Raw genomic sequence first — 20,041 nt, forward strand, 5'->3', positions numbered from 1 at the left:
AAAAGTCGAAAAAAGAGCCTTAGTGATGACTCTATCACGAAAAATAAACCGTGTCTAGTACACGGATATAATCAATCCGAGGGTGATAACCGCATGATAATAAAGATCCATGCTCTACTATTTCTTCTTTCGTAATCGATTTTCGTCCACCAGTATTTTGACGATTCCAAAATGCAATAATATGTTTTGCATCTAATAAATAAAGTTCATCAAAAAGTGTAAATTTAATAATGACAAATGCAATTCCATTATGAGCGATTACTTGCTTCATATGCTCAATTTGATGAAGGTGGAAGTTTTGAAGTGGAAAACTCGTTTTATTTTTTGTTTCTTTCGCTTCAAAATCGATGTATTTCCCTTTATATACACCGTTGTAATCTGTTGTAGAAGGTTGTTTAAAATACGCTTCTTTTACCACTGCAGCACTTCGAGCGGGGTAATCTACTTTTACAATTTGAAGAGGTGTAGGTTTTTTATGTACACATGCAATATTATGGGTTAAGTAATATTCATTTGTTTCATTCAATTCCTCTTCAAGGGACATACCTCTGTTACTATAAGTATGTTTTTTTATTGGTGTTTTATGAGGTTGTGAAGCTTGATTGTACCGTTTTCCATTTGGGTAACGAATGGTCATAGTGTGTCCACTCCCAACTTGCTAAGAATTACTTACAAAGGTGATTATAACAAAAAATGAAAAAAGATGTGACCTTTTTGAAGAAAGGTATGATGACTTATTCATGTTTACATGGAATGATTATGAAAAAATTAAACAATATCGTAAAAATACGGTCTGTACAGAGGAAGAAAAAACAATGGTTTACAACATGAAGAGGGAAATAGAAATAGCTAATATGGACAACATTTCTCGAACGCAGTGTTATCAAGAATATTATGTAAGAAATAGTGAAATTAGGTGGGCTTTTTTAGCGAGTATGGTCTCGAGAAATGCGGGATGGAATATGACTGATTTACAAGGGAGGTATTATGCTACTGTTTTACCTCAAACAGTAAAAAAACATTTATTTTTGACTTATGAAGAAGCGAATTGGATTATTTTTTTAGATGCATTTCCTCAGCTGTTGTTATATGAAGAAAGTAAGAGGAGGCAGGTGCCACTATTCCATTTGTTACAATATTTTAACGTATCCATTTTTATGGAAAAGGAATGGATATATTTTTGGGAGAAAAAAGATATAAATAGACTTATGATAGCGCTTATTATAAATGAACAAAATAAAATTCAAAAACCAGTTATTGAGAATGCATATTTTAAAAAACATGTATTCCATACAGCGCTTTTTAAATTACAAGAAATGCTTCATATTAGTGCCGTTATATTCCCAACCGTTGAAGGGAAGATGTATGGTTTTTCAATTTATCAATTTGAAACGTTACAGAAGCGTATAGAACTAGGAAAGAAATTAGCAGCGTTACTATTTCATTGGAAGTATAAAAGTTTATTCCATAGGTTTGCATCGCAAACGATACACACAGGATCAAGAGCAGATTATGAATGTTATGTAAGAGAAGCTAGAAAATCTTGTACACCAGCTCTTAGAGAAGTTTATCCTGCTGTTGCACATGATGAAATAAGTATGAGAGATTGGTTTTGTAGAGATACGGAAATAAATGAACTATTTTTACCAGAAGAGTATAAGGGTGAAGTTGATATAACAGAATGGTATAAAAGAAAGAGGGAGCAAATCTATATTGCTTCCACCGTAAATCGTTTTGTTAAAAGGATAGATGAGTTCGTGATATAATAAAAAAGAAGTCCCGTCTTCATTTATGAAGACGGGACTTCTTAATGTGAAGTAACCCTGCTATGCGTGCTAAACATTTAATCTCAAAACGTAATGAATATAAGAGATTAAAGAAGTTTTACTTTATGTAGCAGGGAAGTTTGGACCATCTAATTTTGGGTTGCCAGTTTCGGGTTTATTTTGTTTATTTTGTTTTTTCTTTTTTTCGTTTTTGTTCTTTGCCATTTTCATGCACCTCCTTTTTGTATTGTTACCATTTCTATAAATGACATACAAAATGATTTCTTTGACGAATAACAACTAGTTTTGTCATGTGAGAAGGAGTGTGAAATCATTCGGCGAAATTACATGACAAAGGAAAAGCAAAGAAGGAGGCGTTTTGTATATGGCGATGGTTCAGAAGGAAGATGTAATGAAAACAATGGATCAAATGTTAAGTTCTCTCGATTTGCTGGAAATGAATATAGGGATTAGAATGAATCATGCATTAAAGGATAAGAGTGAAAAAATATGCAACAAGATAGAAATAACAGAAATGCATATTGAGCATATGGAAAATAAATTAGTGCATCACGAAGAAAAAGGGAATTGGGTGAAGGCATTTCAAAACGTCGTAGTGAGTGCATAATAAGGTGGGAATAAAATGAAGTATGAAGCATTAATACAGTCTTCGGAAAAACTTATGCAACATAATAATGAAGCAAATGTGAAAAAAAGAGAAATGATTGAATACGATTTTTATAAGGATATGAAACCGTTTGTAGATATGGTAGATGAGGAATTAAAAGTGTGGAAAGAATTAGCTTATGAATGGATTAAGGAAGAAAAACCAAAGTATATACATGTACAGCAAATTGATCAAGTGTACGATAATTTACAAACAAATGTGTTGCAATGTTTTGTAAATAAAGGAAAAGGTAAGCGATTCTTTGAAACGCATCAAGCCATTTCGTATACTTTGCAAAATATAATTGAGCAATGTAAGTAACAAGAGGGGAAACCCTCTTGTTTTTTATGCTTCTGTCATCGTTGTAGGCTTTGTTGCGCCGTTTATCTCTAATTCTTTTATTAATGTTCGGTAATCTGAAATACATATTTTTCCTTCGAGATACCAATGTCTCGCAAAGTCTAACAATTCATTTACATTCTCTGTGTAATACCCCTTTTTTTGAGAAAACGCTTGTTTTAAATCCCCTAATACCATGTTGATTCCTCCCCCATGAGAATCTTCTTCTTTTTTATCATAGCATGGAAGGGTTTTCTTTTATAATTTTTTAAAAATTTAAACTTCCGACAAAAATAGACAGATAATCCGTCACACAAATTATTTTACAAGTACATATTATATATGTAGAAACTTATGTGAAGGAGGAGAGAATGCATGTTTCAACAATCTAACGTATATCAGCAATCTAATCCATATGCACAGCAAAATATGTACCAATATAATACGGATACATATTTACGTTATAATATGTATCCTTTCGAGCCTCATTATGGAAATCAAAATTATTACCAGCCATTTGAAGTGTCGTTTATGAATCAACCGCAGCAACCTTATATGAACCAACAACCGCAACCTTATATGAATTCACAATACTATATGCCACCGCCATCCCCCTATAATCAACAAGCGATGTTTTATCCACCAAAACAACCGTACCCGACGCAAAATAAACAAAAGCAACAGCAACAACCAAGTCAATTTTCTAGTTTCGTTTCCCAATTTAAAAATTCAGATGGTAACTATGATGTAAATAAAATGATGAATACAGCTGGACAAATGATGAATGCAATGAATCAAGTAACAGGCATTGTAAAGCAAGTGGGAGGTTTTTTTGGTAAGTAATTTTGGAGGGTTGGCTATAAAAACATTGTATACGAAATAAAGGTCTAGACAAATTTCCTTAGAATAAATGGGTATATATAACAAGCGGCTTAACCTCTTTTCTCATATTGTAAAGTGTAATCAGATTTTTTTTATGAGAGAGGAGAGAAAAAACTATGCATCATTGTCATCCTTGCTTTGGAGGGCATAAGCCTACAGGACCTATTTGTACGACTGCTCCTGTCATTCATCCGACGAAACAATGCGTAACACATTCTTTTTCAACAACGGTGGTGCCACACATTTTCCCAACGCATACAACACATGTACACCATCAACAAATTAAAAACCAAAACTTCTTCCCACAAACAAACTCAAATGTAAATGTTGTAGACCCAATCGATCCAGGGTTCGGCGGATGTGGACCGTGTGGTCATGGACATCATCACCACGGTCATCAAATATCTCCATTTGGACCAGGGCCGAATGTATCACCGTTTGGACCAGGACCTAATGTATCACCATTTTTACCAAACAATGTATCACCAGTTGGACCAAATATTGGACCAAACGTTGGTGGAATATTTAAAAAGTAAATGATATGTTAGAACTAGCGAAATGCTAGTTCTTTTTTTGTAATTGGAGTGTTGATATGAAAGTTATTGCAGTAACAGGATATAAGCCATTTGAACTTGGAATATTTAAAAATGATCATCCAGGAGTAGAATGTATAAAAAAGGCGTTGCGTCGTAAATTAACTGCTTTTGTAGAAGATGGTTTAGAGTGGGTTATAATAAGTGGCCAGTTAGGTGTAGAATTATGGGCTGCTGAAGTTGTTTTTGAAATACAAGTAGAATATCCAGATTTAAAATTAGCGGTATTTACTCCATTTTTAGAACAAGAAGAGGGTTGGAAGGAAGATAACCGTGAATATTACGAGTTTATTCTCTCTCAAGCAGACCATGTTGATAGTATCACGAAACGTAAGTACGAAAGCCCAGAGCAATTTAAATTAAAAAATCAATTTTTTATTGAAAAAAGTGATGCGCTTTTAGCTGTATATGATGAAGAAAAACCAGGGAGTCCTAAATATATTGTAGAAGCAGCAAAGAAAAAAGGAGAAATAGAAAATTATCACAGTTATTTCATTCTTTTTTCCGATTTACAAGATATAATAGAAGAGGAACAGTGGAATAATGCTGAGTAATATGTAATATAGTACTCGTATATATGATTGACAAAAAGCATTGTTTCTGAAAAAATTTAGTTAATGAAAGTTTTGGCAAAAATTTGAGGTGAAGAAAATGATTTCGGATAAAATTAAATTAACGGCGAAAGATATTTTAGAAAAAGAATTTAAAACAGGTATGAGAGGTTATCAACAAGAAGAAGTAGACAAGTTTCTTGATATGATCATTAAAGATTATGAAGCTTTCCACAAGGAATTTGAGCAATTAAAGCAACAAAATGCTCGTTTAAAGCGTGAACTAGAAGAACAAAAGCTAGCAGCAACGCAAGTTCCGCAACAACCTGTACAAACACCAGTTGCGCAACCAGTATATAACAACACGAATACGGACATTTTAAAACGTCTATCGAATTTAGAAAAAGCTGTATTTGGAAGCAAGTTATACGAATAATTTCTGGTGATAAAAAGGTTAAAGCATTTTACATAGAAAAAAACATTGCAAAATCTTTTTGTTTCCACTATACTAATGGATGTCATAACGTTTGGGTAATCGCTGCAACGCCAACGTTGTAGAGGAAAGTCCATGCTCGCACGGCCTGAGATGGCTGTAGTGTTCGTGCCTAGCCAATTCATAAGCTAGGGTATTCTGGCTGTAAGGCTGGTTTAACGGCAGGGAAAAAACCTAAGTCCTTTCGGATATGGTTTGACTACCTTTAAAGTGCCACAGTGACGAAGTCCTTGAAGAAATGATAGGAGTGGAACGAGGTAAACCCCACGAGCGAGAAACCCAAATAATGGTAGGGGAATCTTTTCCAAGGAAATGAACGATGGGAAAGGACAGGTTGTATAACCTGTAGATAGATGATTGCCACCGGAGTACGAGGCGTGGGCCGTTTGCAGTACAAAGGAACAGAACATGGCTTACAGAACGTTATGAACCAACTATGAAATAACTCAGCTCTCCTTTGTTAGAGGAGGGCTTTTTATTTGTATGAAGTTATAAATGATGAGTTAAAATGGTTAATGAGAAAATTCTTCGTAAAATGTAATAATTAATAGGAGAAATAGCTATTAATTATTGTTTGAATATACATAAGAGGTGAATGCAAATGGGAAAAGTTACTTTAATCGCAACAGCGGCAATGGGTATTGAAGCTTTAGTTGCCCGAGAAGTTCGTGATCTAGGTTATGAATGCCAAGTAGAAAACAGCAAAGTAACATTTGAAGCAGATGAAAAGGCGATTTGTCGCACGAATTTATGGTTACGTACTGCGGACCGTGTGAAAATTAAAGTTGGCGAATTTAAAGCGACAACATTTGATGAGCTGTTTGAGAAAACGAAAGCATTAAACTGGGGAGATTATATTCCAGAGAACGGTGAGTTCCCTGTTATCGGTAAATCTTTAAAATCTGAGTTATTCAGTGTTTCGGATTGCCAACGTATCGTTAAAAAGGCTGTCGTTGAAAAATTAAAAACAACATATAAACGTACAACTTGGTTTGAAGAAGATGGCCCGTTATTCCGTATTGAGATTGCAATGTTAAAAGATATCGCAACATTAACAATCGATGCGAGCGGTGTTGGACTTCATAAACGTGGATATCGTGTGGATCAAGGGGAAGCTCCTTTAAAAGAAACATTAGCTGCGTCTTTAATTAAATTAACAAACTGGAAGCCAGATCGTCCTTTCGTGGATCCTTTCTGCGGATCAGGTACAATTCCGATTGAAGCAGCATTAATTGGACAAAATATCGCACCAGGTTTTAACCGTGGTTTTGCATCGGATGAGTGGGGCTGGGTTGGTAAACAAAACTGGCGTGAAGCTCGTCAAGAAGTAGAAGATTTAGCGAACTATGATCAACCATTGCAAATCATTGGATCAGATATTGATCATCGTATGATACGTGTTGCTCAAGATAATGCAGAAGAAGTAGGTTTAGGTGATTTAATTACATTTAAACAAATGCAAGTAAAAGATTTCACAACAAAAGAGGATTATGGCTATGTTGTAACGAATCCTCCATACGGAGAACGTTTAAGTGAAAAAGCACTTGTTGAACAACTGTATAAAGAAATGGGACAAGTATTCCGTCCATTAGACACATGGTCGACGTATGTATTAACAAGTTACGAAGCATTTGAGAAGTGCTACGGAAAAGATGCATCGAAGAAACGTAAACTGTTTAATGGATTTATCCGTACAGATTACTACCAATACTTCGGAAAACGTCCACCTCGTAATTCATAGTATAAAACTCCTTTAGCGCGCATATACTGGCTATTATGTAATGCGTAAAGGAGGAACTGATATGGATAGTTTCCAATTATCAATGATTCAAAAAGCTATTCACCGTACGTATGATGAGCTCGGAAAAGAAGTGGATAACGAAGGTGCGATTGTAGATGAAATACAAAAAGCACAAGAAGAATATTTGTTAGCTCTTTCGCATGAAACAGCGATAGATAAACGGTATTTAAAGTCATTAATATAGAAGAAAATTTTCCTTTTTCGAAAGGAAAATTTTTTTTCGTGTATTTCCATGTATTGCAACAGGGGAAAGTGGCTGCGCACATATGAGTAGCAGTTGCTATATCTTTTATAGAAAAACTTTTTGGTTGGAGGCTAAGGATGTTTACTGAGAAGAGATTACCATTTGAAGTAGGGAAACAAGACAATTTTTATGATAAGTTGAATGAGTGGATTGGAGATGTGTTTTACGACATCCTTCCGGAAAAAGGCTTTGAAGAGCGTGATGAACAAATTTTTATGGCGTTTCAATTAGAGCGTGCTTTCCAAGAAAAGAAAGTAATGTTCGCAGAAGCGGGTGTAGGAACCGGGAAAACAATTGTATATCTTCTATATGCAATTTGTTATGCACGTTATACTGGAAAGCCAGCGATTATCGCTTGTGCAGATGAAACATTAATTGAGCAGCTTGTGAAAGAAGAAGGGGACATTGCTAAATTATCTGAGGCATTAGGCTTATCGGTAGATGTAAGACTTGCGAAATCGATGGATAATTATTTATGTTTACGTAAACTTGAAGATGTTATGAGTGGACGAGCTCCAGAAGTAATTGAAGATGTATACTACGAATTACCGCAGTTTGTATTTGACCACGGTACGATGCAAAACTTTACTCACTATGGTGACCGAAAAGAATTTCCGCTTTTAAATGACGAGGAATGGTCAAAAGTAAATTGGGATTACTTCCAAGATTGCTTCACTTGTGATTCTCGACATCGTTGCGGGCAAACTCTATCACGTGAACATTATCGTAAAGCAGCAGATTTAATTATTTGCTCTCAAGATTTCTATATGGATCATATTTGGACGTATGATGCTCGTAAGCGTGAAGGACAAATTCCATTATTACCAGAAAGTAGTTGTGTTGTATTTGATGAAGGACATCTTGTGGAGTATGCAGCTCAAAAAGCTTTAACATATCGTTTAAAGCAAACGATGATGGAGCAACTTTTAACGAGATTATTACAAAATGATATTCGCGAGGAGTTTGCGCATTTAGTAGAAGAAACAATTTGGCAAACAGAGCGATTCTTTGATGTGTTACAAGAGAATAAAAAAGAAATTGCCGGTTCTGATCGTTTAGAAATTACTGTGACAGAAAAAGTAACGGCTGAAGCGAAGCGACTTTATGCGAAAATTGGTGAAGTCGGTGATGCATTAGTATTTGAAAGTGAAATGCATACAGTAAACACGTATGATTTAAATATCGTTGATGAACATTTAGATGTATTAGAGCACTCGCTGCGTCTATTTATGCACGAGAAAAATGTAATTACATGGGGTGAAGAAGGTGATGGAGCCTTCACGTTAGTAATTATGCCGCGTGCAGTTGAAGAAGTATTACAAGAGAAAGTATTCTCGAAGAAAATCCCGTATATTTTCTCTTCTGCTACATTATCTAACAACGATTCATTTGCATTTACAGCAAATAGCCTAGGGGTAAAAGATTACTTATCATTCTCAGTTGCCTCACCGTTTGATTACGAAGAGCAAATGGCAGTAAACTTACTATCGCATACGAAAGAAAATGAATGGGAAAGAAAGTGTCAATATACACTTGAAAATATACAGAAAACAAATGGACGTACACTTGTATTATTCCGTACAACACAAGAGCTTGCAGCGTTTAAAGAATATGTAAGTAAAGAACAAATGTCAGTTCCGTTCTTATATGAAGGGGACCAAGAAATTAGTCAGCTCGTTTCTCGTTTCCAAAATGAAGAAGAGACTGTACTTTGTGCCGTTCATTTATGGGAAGGTTTAGATATTCCTGGTTCATCATTATCACATGTTATTATTTGGTCATTACCATTCCCTCCAAACGATCCTGTGTTTGAAGCGAAGCGTAAACACGTAAATGACCCATTCTGGGATGTAGATGTACCATATATGATTTTACGTCTTCGTCAAGGGATTGGCCGTTTAATTCGTACGAGCGACGATAAAGGTGCTATATCAATCTTCTTATCTGATACAGAAGATGAGAAAGTGGTAGAAGCGGTGAAAAACGTACTACCAGTAGAAGGTAAAGAATTATAAGGAGAAAGCTTGGCGCTTGCCAAGCTTTTTTTCTATTATAAAAGGAATTTGGATTTTCGTGTCGAATTAAGTTTGAGGTAGAAAAAGGAGGTTTTTATAGGATGACAGTAGCTACATATGAAGTGGAAAAACAATTTTTAACATATGTGAAGAAGATACAGAATTATGGAGAAGCATTAAGCTTAATGTTTTGGGACTTGAGAACAGGTGCGCCTAAAAAAGGTGTAGACCAGCGTTCAGAAGTAATTGGCATGCTTTCATCAGAAGTATTTGCTATGTCGACTTCAGATGAGATGGGGAACTATTTAACAGAGCTTGAAGCTTTAATAAGTGAAGACAAACTTTCTGAAACGACGAAGAAAATGGTGGAAGAGTGTCGTAAAGAATATGATAGAAATAAGAAAATTCCACAAGCGGAATATGAAGCGTATGTGAAATTAGAAGCGAAAGCAGAAAGTGTGTGGGAAGAAGCTCGCGAAAAATCTGATTTCGAAATGTTCCGTCCGTATTTAGAACAAATCGTTGAATTTAAAAAGAAGTTCATTACATATTGGGGTTACGAAACATATAAATATAATACATTATTAGATATGTATGAGCCGGGTATTACGGTAGAAGTATTAGACCACGTATTTGGTCAACTTCGTGAGCGTATCGTACCGCTCGTAAAAGAAATATCGGAGTCGCAAAAGAGATTAAAGACAAGTGCTTTATCGGAACATTTTTCAAAAGAAAAACAAAAAAACTTTACATTAGAGCTATTAAAGCAATTAAATTATGACTTTGAAGCAGGTCGTCTTGATGAAACGGTACATCCATTCGAGATCACATTAAATAGAGGGGATGTTCGTATTACGACACGCTATGACGAAAAAGACTTCCGTATGGCTGTGTTTGGCACAATTCATGAATGTGGTCATGCTGTATATGAGCAGAATATTGCAGAGAAATTTGAAGGTACACCGCTATGTAGTGGAACATCTATGGGTATTCATGAGTCACAATCATTATTCTTTGAGAACTTTATCGGTCGTAATAAATCATTCTGGAAGAAAAATTATGATTTATTAAAAGAGTATAGCGATGGTCAATTCAATGATTTATCAGTAGATGAGTTTTACGATGCGATTAATGAATCGAAGCCGTCGTTTATTCGTATAGAAGCAGATGAGCTTACATATCCGCTTCACGTCATGGTTCGTTATGAACTTGAGAAAGAATTATTTGATGGTACATTACAAGTGAAAGATTTGCCAGCGGCTTGGAATGATAAGATGGAAGCATATTTAGGAATTCGCCCGGCTAACGATGCACAAGGCGTATTACAAGATGTTCACTGGGCTGGTGGTTCATTTGGATACTTCCCATCTTATGCGCTTGGCTATATGTATGCAGCGCAATTTAAGCAAAGAATGTTAAAAGACATTCCGAACTTTGATGCATTATTAGAAGAAGGAAACGTAACACCAATTCGTGAATGGTTAACAGAAAATATTCACCAATACGGTAAAACGAAAAAGCCACTTGAAATTTTAGAAGATGTAACAGGTGAAGGATTAAATGCAAATTACTTAGCAGATTATTTAGAAGCGAAGTATAAAGAAATTTACGAGTTATAAAAAGAGCTGCTTACTTGCAGCTCTTTTTTTAAAGGGGGGAGAAAAATGGATTATACATATACAGTAATGACGCAAGAAGAAGCAGAAGAAATTGCATACAACTGGCATTATGAAGGGGAATATTCCTTTTATGATATAGAGGCAGATGAAGAAGATTTAGCTGAATTTTTACATGATGAGAGTAGGGGGGATCATACCTTTTCTGTGAAGGGAAATGGCACTCTCATTGGTTATTTTACTGTTTGTAAAATAAATGATGGGACGGTTGATATAGGTCTTGGAATGAAACCTAATATAACTGGAAATGGATTTGGATTACAGTTCGTAAACGCTGGACTAGCTTTTAGTAAAGAAAAATACGGATGCAAGTATATAACACTATCAGTAGCTACATTTAATAAGAGAGCAATTAAAGTGTATAAAAGGGCAGGGTTTGAAGCAGTTGGGACGTTTATACAGAAAACAAACGGTAGTTATTTTGAGTTTTTGAAAATGAACTATATATGTAAAAATGATTAAAAACAGAAGAATCTCCTCTGTTTTTTATTTTGATGTAGAAATAAATAATATTTTTGTAATTGGGTGCTTTGAATTTTTGATAGAGGATGTGTATGATTGAATTTCAGTAGTAAATGTGAAGTTTAGTCAGGAGAGGTAGAATGGTTACAATTAAAACGAAAAATGAAATAGATGTAATGCATGAATCTGGAAAGTTACTTGCTTCATGTCATAGAGAAATTGCGAAAATAATGAAACCAGGTATTACAACAAAAGAAATTAATACGTTTGTGGAAGCATATTTAGAACGGCATGGTGCAACGTCTGAGCAGAAAGGGTACAACGGATATCCATATGCGATATGTGCATCTGTAAATGATGAAATGTGTCATGCGTTTCCGGCCGATGTTCCTTTAACTGAGGGTGATATTGTAACAATTGACATGGTAGTAAACTTAAATGGTGGTCTTTCAGATTCTGCTTGGACGTATAGAGTTGGAAAAGTTTCTGATGAAGCAGAAAAGTTGTTACTAGTAGCTGAGAATGCTTTGTATAAAGGCATTGATCAGGCGATAATTGGTAATCATGTAGGAGATATTGGTTATGCGATTGAAAGTTATGTAGCAAGTGAAGGTTTTTCTGTCGCAAGAGACTTTACGGGACATGGAATTGGTAAAGAGATTCATGAAGAACCAGCAATTTTTCATTTTGGTAAGCCGGGACAAGGGCCTGAGTTACAAGAGGGAATGGTAATTACGATTGAGCCAATTGTCAATGTAGGTATGCGATATTCGAAAGTAGATTTAAATGGATGGACTGCGAAAACGATGGATGGGAAATTATCAGCTCAATATGAGCATACAATTGCGATTACAGAAGATGGACCGATCATTTTAACGAAGTTGTAATTTGGAATGAAAGAGTTTACAAAACTCGAACGAAAATGATGATTTTATAAAATTTGTCCGTGTTTTATTAATAAAAGCTTTTCAAAGTATAAAAAGTACGTTATAATCCTTCTATAAAATAAATAGTTAGCTACACTCATATAATCGCGGGGATATGGCCTGCAAGTTTCTACCGAAGTACCGTAAATACTTTGACTATGAGTGAGGACGAATATATTTGCTTGTTTAGCATTCTTTTTTTGCGAAACTCCAAAAGCGCGTCTCTCACTTGTAACGAGTGGTGGCGGCTTTTGGAGTTTTTTTATTGCATAAGAGGGGGAACAAACATGAAAGTATTACAAGAAAAGATTTTGAACGAAGGAAAGGTTTTATCTGGTGACGTATTAAAGGTAGATGCTTTTTTAAATCATCAAATTGATCCAGTACTTATGCAAGAAATCGGAAAAGAATTTGCTAAACGTTTTAAAGAAGAGAACATTACAAAAATCGTGACGATTGAATCTTCAGGTATTGCACCAGCGGTTATGGCTGCATTAGAACTTGGTGTAAAAGTAATTTTTGCTAGAAAGCGTAAATCGTTAACGTTACAAGATAATATGTATGTGGCAAACGTATATTCATTTACGAAACAAGAAACGAATGAAATTTCATTATCTCGAAATCATATCGATGAAAGTGATCGCGTTTTAATTATTGATGACTTTTTAGCAAACGGTCAGGCTGCTTTAGGTTTAATGAGTTTAGTAGAGCAAGCCGGAGCAAGTATTGCAGGTATTGGTATTGTTATTGAAAAAGCATTTCAAGATGGAGGAAAGAAGCTTCGTGAACAAGGAGTTCGTGTTGAATCACTAGCAGAAATTGCATCACTTGATAACGGCACAGTTACATTTGTACAGCATGAAACTGCGGAGGTGAAATAAGCGATGAAACAACATCCATTTAAAATCGCATCACTTGGTATGCAGCATATGCTTGCAATGTATGCTGGTGCAATTATCGTTCCGCTTATTGTGGGCGGCGGACTTGGTTTAAATCAAAAAGAGTTAACGTACTTAGTCTCAATTGATTTATTAATGTGCGGCGTTGCGACAATTTTACAAGCATTATCAAATCGCTTTTTCGGTATTGGACTTCCAGTTGTACTTGGTTGTACATTTACAGCGGTTGGCCCGATGATTGCAATCGGGAAACAATACGGCGTATCCTCTATTTATGGAGCGATTATTGCTGCGGGGTTATTCGTTGTTATTTTTGCGAAATTATTTGGAAAGCTTGTAAAGCTGTTTCCCCCTGTTGTAACAGGATCTGTCGTTACCGTAATTGGAGTTACACTTGTTCCTGCCGCTATTAATGATATGGCTGGTGGAGTAGGAAGTAAAGATTTTGGTAGTCTTGAAAATTTAGCATTAGCATTTGGTGTGTTACTATTTATTATCATTATGTATCGTTTCTTTGACGGATTTATTCGTTCAATCTCTATTTTACTAGGTCTATTGTTCGGTACAATCGTTGCAGCATTTATGGGGAAAGTAAGCTTGCAAGCGGTTGGAGAAGCGGGTTGGTTCCATGGTATCCAGCCATTTTATTTCGGTACACCAACATTTGAATTAACGCCAATTATTACGATGATTCTCGTTGCTTGCGTAGGGATTGTAGAAGCGACAGGCGTTTACTTTGCATTATCTGATATTTGCAATAAAAAGATTGGTGAAAAAGAATTAACAAAAGGTTATCGTGCAGAAGGATTAGCGATGGTGTTAGGTGGTATTTTCAACGCTTTTCCGTATACAACATACTCTCAAAACGTAGGGCTTGTTCAATTAACTGGAGTAAGAAATCGCGTGATTATTTACACGTGTGGTGGTATGTTAATCGTTCTTGGGTTCATTCCAAAAATCGCCGCTATTACAACAATCATTCCGAAATCAGTACTTGGCGGTGCGATGTTAGCGATGTTCGGTATGGTAATGGCATATGGTATTAAAATGTTAAGTAGCGTTGATTTTGGAAGACAAGAAAACTTATTAATCGTTGCATGTTCTGTCGGAATTGGACTAGGAGTTACTGTCGTTCCTACATTATTCTCACAACTTCCAGAAAGCATTCGTATTTTAACAGATAACGGAATCGTACTTGGAAGTGCGTCAGCAGTCCTTTTAAATATCGTATTTAATATGGTGCCGCAGCGTAAAGTGAAAGTAAAGGATGAACCAGTTTCGATACAAAGTGCGGTAAGAGAAGCGTAAAATTGATAAAAGGTTCAAATCGCATGCGATTTGAACCTTTTATTTTTGTGTTGCTTACGAGACCTTGCTTTTCTTTTTAAGTGGCATCATCTTTCCGTACGTACCAAGGCGCCATATATACTCAAGTGGCCCGTATTGGTAACGTGACAGCCACCAGCGGCTAATAAAGATTTGCAGCGTGTAGAAACCGATGCAAAATAGTGGTCCTACCCATAATGGAGCAAGATAATCATTTTTGAACAATATTCCGAATACAAGCAACGTAACAATTGTATGCGAGATATAATTTGTTAATGCCATTCGACCAACGTACTGGAACGGACGTAATATCTTTTGCCATTTTTCTTTTTGTAATAAACGCATGAGCGTGAAAATGTAGAATATGAATAATGTCTTTCCGCTTATCATCGTAATACCCATAAGTGAAAATGGTGTGTATGGTTGATTGTTCATAAAGAAGTAAACCATAATAAACCACATCGGTAATGTTAAAATGAACATAATGATTTGCCATTTTTTAAGTTTTGGATCTAATACCTTAGCACGGCGGAAAATGTCTTTTTTACCGGCATATAATCCGAGTAAAAACAATCCTAGTGTTTCAGGAAGCATAATAAGACTGTTACGTATTGCTTCAGAATAGAAAGAATGGAATCGGTCTGTGATTTGTAAGCCCCAGTTTTCTAACGGCATAATTGCTGTGGAAAGGCCTAATTCCTCTACTGGCACGATTAACATGAGAAGAGAACCTAATAATGAGAACAGTTGCATGAAACTTAATAGTACAATTGACCATATTAAAATAGTACGTGGCTTTCTTTTGTAAAATAAAAATAAGAAAAACCCGGTAATTGCATAAGTATGTAAAATGTCTCCGTCCCATAAAAGAACGTAATGTAAGAAACCAAATAATAATAAAATAAGTAAGCGACGAACAAATAAAGTTTTTGGTCGATCTGTTTTCGCTTCAGCACGAGTCATAAAAATGTAAAATCCTAGGCCGAATAAAAACGAAAAGATAGTATAAAACTTTGTTTGAATAAACATATCGTAAAATAGGCGAATGTAGCTGTCTATCCCTTCGTAAATTCCTGTAATATCACGTGAGTCAATCCCGGCGATAACAGGCCAGTTCACAAGAAAAATACCAAGTACAGCTATTCCTCTAATAATATCGATGGAGTGTATCCTCTCGCCTTGTGAAATATTTTGTGTCATTATTTTCCTCCTTGTTAAGTAATTCCCTTTTATTATACAAAATGTAAGATGGAGGGTATAGGGTGGATTTCCATTTTTTTTAACTATTAAGTTATGTAAGATGAGATATAATAAGAGTGCACAACAAGTTTTACCTTTTTTCAAAACAGGCAGTGAAGCTCCTTCTTATAAGGGGCTTTCTTTATGAAAAAGTGTTGATAATGATTCTCTTTAATGATAAAATGTATTCAAAAGTGATAATCATTATCAAAAAAGGTTGGTGCATGAGTATGGTATATGCATTAGTAGCAGGTACAGTCGCTGTATATGCAGTTATTGCAAAGTATGTTTTAAATGGAGTAGGAACAGCAAAATGAGTGATATTACATAAAATCCCTTTCATTTGTAAAAAGAATGAAAGGGATTTTTTATTTTTAATGAGAATATGCTGAAAATTTAGTATGATAGTAAAGTGAAAAGATAATCAATGAGTAGGTGCATTTCTCACTGGTTATTAGCTTGCAAATAGCATATACATCTTGGATAAAGGGGAACAAGGGGATGACAAACATAGTACAGACAAACGGTATGAAAAAACTTGTTTGTTTTTATGAAGAGTGGCAAAAACACGGCGATGCAGAGAATAGCTTAAAGTTGTTTGAAGTAATTCAAAAATATAAACGAGAGCAGCTTATGATAGCATTCTGCGGTCACTTCTCAGCAGGGAAATCAACGATGATGAATCATCTATATAAAGCGCAGTTGTTACCGACAAGTCCAATTCCGACAAGCGCTAACGTCGTTAAAATTGAAAAGGGATTTGATCGTGTTGTTGTAACGATTAAATCTGGAGAGCAGTACGAATATGACGGTGCATATTCAGCAGAAGAATTAAAACAAATTTGTAAAGATGGCGATGAGGTAATTGGTGTTCATATTTATCGGAATGATGCGCCAATTCCTGAAGGTGTTATGTTAGTTGATACACCAGGGATTGATTCAACAGATGATGCCCATCAACTAGCGACAGAATCAACGCTGCATCTAGCAGACGTGATTTTTTATATGATGGATTATAATCACGTCCAATCGGAAGTGAATTTACAATTTGTTAAAGAATTGAAACAACGTAATAAAACGGTTTATCTCGTTGTAAATCAAATAGATAAACATAAAGAAAATGAATTATCGTTTGCGGATTATAGAGATAGTGTAAAACAATCATTCTCTAACTGGGATATTGAAGTAGATGGAGTTTATTATACATCATTACGAATGATGAACCATCCACATAATGAAATTGAAAACCTAGAAACGCTAATTACTTCTATTATGAAAGAAAAAGAGCAGTATGTAAGAGATGGAATGGAGCGAGAAACAGAATATTTAATGGGGGAACATTTCTCGTTTATTCTTTCTGAAAATGAAAAAGCTCTTTTGAAATATGAGGAAGAGTTAGCATCACCGCTTTCCATTTCAGAAATAGTTGAAAAGAAAGAAGAGCTAACGGAAATGAAACATCGCGAGGCTAATAAAGAGTCTCAAATGAGAAATGAATTTATAAAGGGCTTACAAGCTATATTAGATAACGCGTATTTAATGCCATTTGAAATGAGAGAATTGGCAAATGCGTACTTAGAAACGAAATTAACAAAATTTAAAGTTGGTTTGCTATTTGCGAAAGGAAAGACTGAGCAAGAAAAACAGAGACGTTTAGATGCTTTTTATGCTGCTTTGCAAAAGACTGTCGAAACGCAACTTGATTTTCATGTGAAAGAATTTATTGTTGCCTTCTTAAAAGAAGAAGGGTTGTTTACAGAAGAGATTGGGAAAGACATATATGCTTTAGAAATTGCTTTTGGACCAGAAATGTTAGCGGAAGTAATTAAACAAGGTGCAGGTTTCACAGGTGATTACTTACTTCTTTATACAGCGGATGTAGCGAATGAATTAAAGAAACGTTATTTTACAAAAGCACAGCAAATTTTTGATAAAAGTGCAGTCGTTTTAAAGCAAAAGGTAAAAGAAGCAGTTGATCGTGTTGAAGAAGAGATTGAAACATATACGATGTTGCAAACTGCGAAAGAAACACAATTGCAATACAGTAACAATTTGGAGGCATATGAAGGCTATTTACAAAATATTTGGCATGATCGTGTTGCTACACCAGAAGGATTGCAAGTAGAGGAAATATTGCAAAGTAAAAAACAAATTGTTAGTGAGAAATTCACACTACAAGAGCAGGAAATTGTAAATGATAACGTAGCGGCTCGTGAGGAAGAGATAAAAGGAACGGCAGCTTTAAATATTCAGCGTATATTAGAGAAAGTGAAGAAAGCTGAAACGATATTAGAGCCATTGCCAGCGCTAAAACATGTACAGCAAGAGGTAATAGAAAAAAGGCGCCGTGTGGAAACGAAACAATTTACAGTGGCATTATTTGGAGCTTTTAGTGCTGGGAAATCATCATTTGCCAATGCATTGCTTGGTGAAAAAGTACTTCCTGTGTCACCAAATCCGACGACGGCAACGATTAATCAAATTTTGCCAGTTACAGAGGAAAAACCACACGGAACAGTAATGGTTCAATTTAAATCAAAGCAAGCCTTATTAGAAGATATGAAAGCTGTTTATAAGCTGTTTCATTATGAGATTACTACGTTAGATGAAGCGTTAGCACAGATTGATAAAGTTATGAAATACCCTTCACCAACTGGAAAGCAAAAAACAACATTTAGCTTTTTACGAGCGGTACAAAAAGGGTATGATACGGTTTCTGCGCATTTAGGTGAGCAAGTACAAGTTACATTAGATGAGTTTTCTGATTATGTAGCGAATGAAGAAAAATCTTGTTTTGTTGAGTACATGGAGCTTTATTATGATTGTGCATTAACAAGGCAAGGAGTAGCGCTTGTAGACACACCTGGAGCGGATTCTATTAACGCCCGCCATACAGACGTTGCGTTCCAGTATATTAAAAACGCAGATGCTATTTTATTTGTCACGTATTATAATCACGTGTTCTCTCGTGCTGACCGTGAATTTTTAATTCAGCTTGGTCGTGTAAAGGATACTTTTGCTCTTGATAAAATGTTCTTCTTAATTAATGCGGCAGATTTAGCAGAGTCTGAAGAAGAGCTTGAAATGGTAAAAGGTTATATCGCAGATCAGCTACTGCAATACGGTATTAGGAATCCGCGTTTATTTGCAATTTCAAGTTTATGTGCGCTTGAAGAGAAACAAGGGAAAAATATTGAAAAAGAGAAGTACGGTATTTTACAAAACTCTGGGATTGCTAAGTTCGAGGAATCATTTACATCCTTTATGATGAGAGATTTAATGCTCGTATCTGTTCATGCTTTATATGGTGCATTGCAAGGGGCAGATCAGCTGTTAGTAAATATGATAAATGGTGCAAAGCAGGGGAATGAAGAGAAAGAGAAGCAAACGAAAAAATATGAAGCAGAGCGTGATCAACTACTTCATATTATTTCATCATATAGTGTGCTTGCTGAAGAACAGGCGATGCAAAATGAAGTGAAAGAATTGCTTTATTACGTGCAACAACGTCTATTCCTACGCTATAACGATGTGTTTACTGAATTTATTAATCCAGCATCGCTTCGAACGGATGGAAATGTGAAAGTGCAGTTGCAGCAGTGTGTTATGGAATTAGTAGCATTTATTCAGCATGATTTATTACAAGAAATGCGTGCGACATCATTACGCCTTGAAAAATGGATAGATGAAGCGATGAAGCGTGCAAAGAATGAAATTGTGGTGAACTGTAAAGTAGAAAATGAATCAATTTCTATGAATGGAACAGTGGAATATGAATATAAAGATATTACACATAAAGAACCGTTCCCTTCAGTTGAAATAAAAGATTTCAAAAAAGCATTGGCACACTTTAAAAACGAGAAAAGCTTTTTTGAAAAGAATGACAAAGCCTTTATGCAAGAAGACGCTAAATCTGTATTAGAACCTCTCGTATCAAACTATGTAGCTGATGAAAAAGATTTATTTGTTCATCATTATAAGCAAGAGTGGGATTTGAAATGGAACTTATTCCAAAAAGTGATGCAGCAAGATGTGATGAATTATTATGAAAGTGTATTATTTGCATTGGCTGAAACAATTGATGTATCACTATATGAACAAAGTAAAGAACAATTGCAAAAGCAATTAGTAGAGATTGAAAAAGAAATGTATGTGATGTAGT

General features: G+C 35.4%; 20 protein-coding genes, 1 other RNA gene and 1 riboswitch. Of the genes, 17 read left to right on the forward strand and 4 right to left on the reverse strand.

Annotation, left to right across the window (positions count from 1 at the left end):
• Positions 1-34: 34 nt before the first annotated feature.
• On the reverse strand, positions 35-637 hold the full coding sequence (gene recU, locus MKY00_RS08335) for a Holliday junction resolvase RecU (protein ID WP_000155593.1): 603 nt from the start codon (positions 635-637) through the stop codon (positions 35-37).
• Between the two features lie 103 nt (positions 638-740).
• On the opposite strand from recU, the gene MKY00_RS08340 reads away from it, so the two are divergent.
• Positions 741-1,766: a DUF2515 domain-containing protein gene (locus tag MKY00_RS08340; RefSeq protein ID WP_029141089.1), complete on the forward strand. Its 1,026-nt coding sequence runs from the start codon at positions 741-743 to the stop codon at positions 1,764-1,766.
• A 123-nt stretch (positions 1,767-1,889) separates the two neighbouring features.
• Here MKY00_RS08340 and MKY00_RS08345 read toward each other — a convergent pair whose 3' ends face one another.
• The gene (locus MKY00_RS08345) at positions 1,890-2,066 is read right to left on the reverse strand and encodes a hypothetical protein (RefSeq protein ID WP_001982922.1); all 177 of its coding nucleotides are present in this window, start codon (positions 2,064-2,066) and stop codon (positions 1,890-1,892) included.
• Positions 2,067-2,151: 85 nt separating this feature from the next.
• Here MKY00_RS08345 and MKY00_RS08350 point away from each other — a divergent pair, with 85 nt between their 5' ends.
• Positions 2,152-2,394, forward strand: a complete 243-nt coding sequence (locus tag MKY00_RS08350; protein ID WP_001252039.1) for a hypothetical protein — start codon at positions 2,152-2,154, stop codon at positions 2,392-2,394.
• A gap of 15 nt (positions 2,395-2,409) precedes the next feature.
• Positions 2,410-2,754, forward strand: a complete 345-nt coding sequence (locus tag MKY00_RS08355; protein ID WP_000872959.1) for a YppE family protein — start codon at positions 2,410-2,412, stop codon at positions 2,752-2,754.
• A 24-nt stretch (positions 2,755-2,778) separates the two neighbouring features.
• On the opposite strand, the gene MKY00_RS08360 is transcribed toward MKY00_RS08355, so the two are convergent.
• A complete protein-coding gene (locus MKY00_RS08360; protein WP_000242661.1) occupies positions 2,779-2,970 on the reverse strand; it encodes a YppF family protein in 192 nt (63 codons plus the stop codon).
• Between the two features lie 177 nt (positions 2,971-3,147).
• Here MKY00_RS08360 and MKY00_RS08365 point away from each other — a divergent pair, with 177 nt between their 5' ends.
• The 13 genes from MKY00_RS08365 (at position 3,148) to pbuX (ending at position 14,622) form a co-directional block, all read left to right on the forward strand.
• Complete coding sequence (locus tag MKY00_RS08365) at positions 3,148-3,615, forward strand: YppG family protein (protein WP_014893168.1); 468 nt, start codon at positions 3,148-3,150, stop codon at positions 3,613-3,615.
• Between the two features lie 155 nt (positions 3,616-3,770).
• On the forward strand, positions 3,771-4,190 hold the full coding sequence (locus MKY00_RS08370) for a CotD family spore coat protein (RefSeq protein ID WP_000546263.1): 420 nt from the start codon (positions 3,771-3,773) through the stop codon (positions 4,188-4,190).
• 56 nt (positions 4,191-4,246) lie between these two features.
• Positions 4,247-4,801 carry a DUF1273 domain-containing protein gene (locus MKY00_RS08375; protein WP_000862921.1) on the forward strand — a complete coding sequence of 185 codons (555 nt, stop codon included), beginning with the start codon at positions 4,247-4,249 and terminating at the stop codon, positions 4,799-4,801.
• Between the two features lie 97 nt (positions 4,802-4,898).
• Entirely contained in the window at positions 4,899-5,234 is a 336-nt protein-coding gene (gene gpsB, locus MKY00_RS08380) for a cell division regulator GpsB (RefSeq protein ID WP_000622429.1), read from the forward strand.
• Positions 5,235-5,321: 87 nt separating this feature from the next.
• Positions 5,322-5,712: RNase P RNA component class B (gene rnpB / locus MKY00_RS08385), an RNA gene on the forward strand.
• A 180-nt stretch (positions 5,713-5,892) separates the two neighbouring features.
• Entirely contained in the window at positions 5,893-7,032 is a 1,140-nt protein-coding gene (locus MKY00_RS08390) for a THUMP domain-containing class I SAM-dependent RNA methyltransferase (protein ID WP_000521235.1), read from the forward strand.
• A 61-nt stretch (positions 7,033-7,093) separates the two neighbouring features.
• On the forward strand, positions 7,094-7,276 hold the full coding sequence (locus tag MKY00_RS08395) for a DUF3921 family protein (RefSeq protein ID WP_016717030.1): 183 nt from the start codon (positions 7,094-7,096) through the stop codon (positions 7,274-7,276).
• Between the two features lie 137 nt (positions 7,277-7,413).
• On the forward strand, positions 7,414-9,351 hold the full coding sequence (locus MKY00_RS08400) for an ATP-dependent DNA helicase (RefSeq protein ID WP_000493699.1): 1,938 nt from the start codon (positions 7,414-7,416) through the stop codon (positions 9,349-9,351).
• A 101-nt stretch (positions 9,352-9,452) separates the two neighbouring features.
• A complete protein-coding gene (ypwA, locus tag MKY00_RS08405) occupies positions 9,453-10,970 on the forward strand; it encodes a carboxypeptidase (protein ID WP_000215092.1) in 1,518 nt (505 codons plus the stop codon).
• A gap of 45 nt (positions 10,971-11,015) precedes the next feature.
• On the forward strand, positions 11,016-11,489 hold the full coding sequence (locus MKY00_RS08410; RefSeq protein WP_016717031.1) for a GNAT family N-acetyltransferase: 474 nt from the start codon (positions 11,016-11,018) through the stop codon (positions 11,487-11,489).
• A 140-nt stretch (positions 11,490-11,629) separates the two neighbouring features.
• The gene (locus MKY00_RS08415; protein ID WP_000256355.1) at positions 11,630-12,376 is read left to right on the forward strand and encodes a type I methionyl aminopeptidase; all 747 of its coding nucleotides are present in this window, start codon (positions 11,630-11,632) and stop codon (positions 12,374-12,376) included.
• A 116-nt stretch (positions 12,377-12,492) separates the two neighbouring features.
• A riboswitch (purine riboswitch) is annotated at positions 12,493-12,594 on the forward strand.
• A 108-nt stretch (positions 12,595-12,702) separates the two neighbouring features.
• The gene (locus MKY00_RS08420; RefSeq protein ID WP_000866487.1) at positions 12,703-13,296 is read left to right on the forward strand and encodes a xanthine phosphoribosyltransferase; all 594 of its coding nucleotides are present in this window, start codon (positions 12,703-12,705) and stop codon (positions 13,294-13,296) included.
• 3 nt (positions 13,297-13,299) lie between these two features.
• Positions 13,300-14,622 (forward strand): xanthine permease PbuX, encoded by a 1,323-nt coding sequence (gene pbuX / locus MKY00_RS08425; protein ID WP_016717032.1) that lies wholly within the window; start codon positions 13,300-13,302, stop codon positions 14,620-14,622.
• 54 nt (positions 14,623-14,676) lie between these two features.
• On the opposite strand, the gene MKY00_RS08430 is transcribed toward pbuX, so the two are convergent.
• Positions 14,677-15,840 (reverse strand): DUF418 domain-containing protein, encoded by a 1,164-nt coding sequence (locus MKY00_RS08430; protein ID WP_016717034.1) that lies wholly within the window; start codon positions 15,838-15,840, stop codon positions 14,677-14,679.
• A gap of 540 nt (positions 15,841-16,380) precedes the next feature.
• Here MKY00_RS08430 and MKY00_RS08435 point away from each other — a divergent pair.
• Entirely contained in the window at positions 16,381-20,040 is a 3,660-nt protein-coding gene (locus tag MKY00_RS08435; protein ID WP_000182149.1) for a dynamin family protein, read from the forward strand.
• Position 20,041 lies beyond the last annotated feature (1 nt).

Source organism: Bacillus sp. FSL R9-9834, from assembly GCF_038006905.1.
In the GTDB taxonomy this organism is placed as follows: Bacteria; Bacillota; Bacilli; order Bacillales; family Bacillaceae_G; genus Bacillus_A; species Bacillus_A pacificus.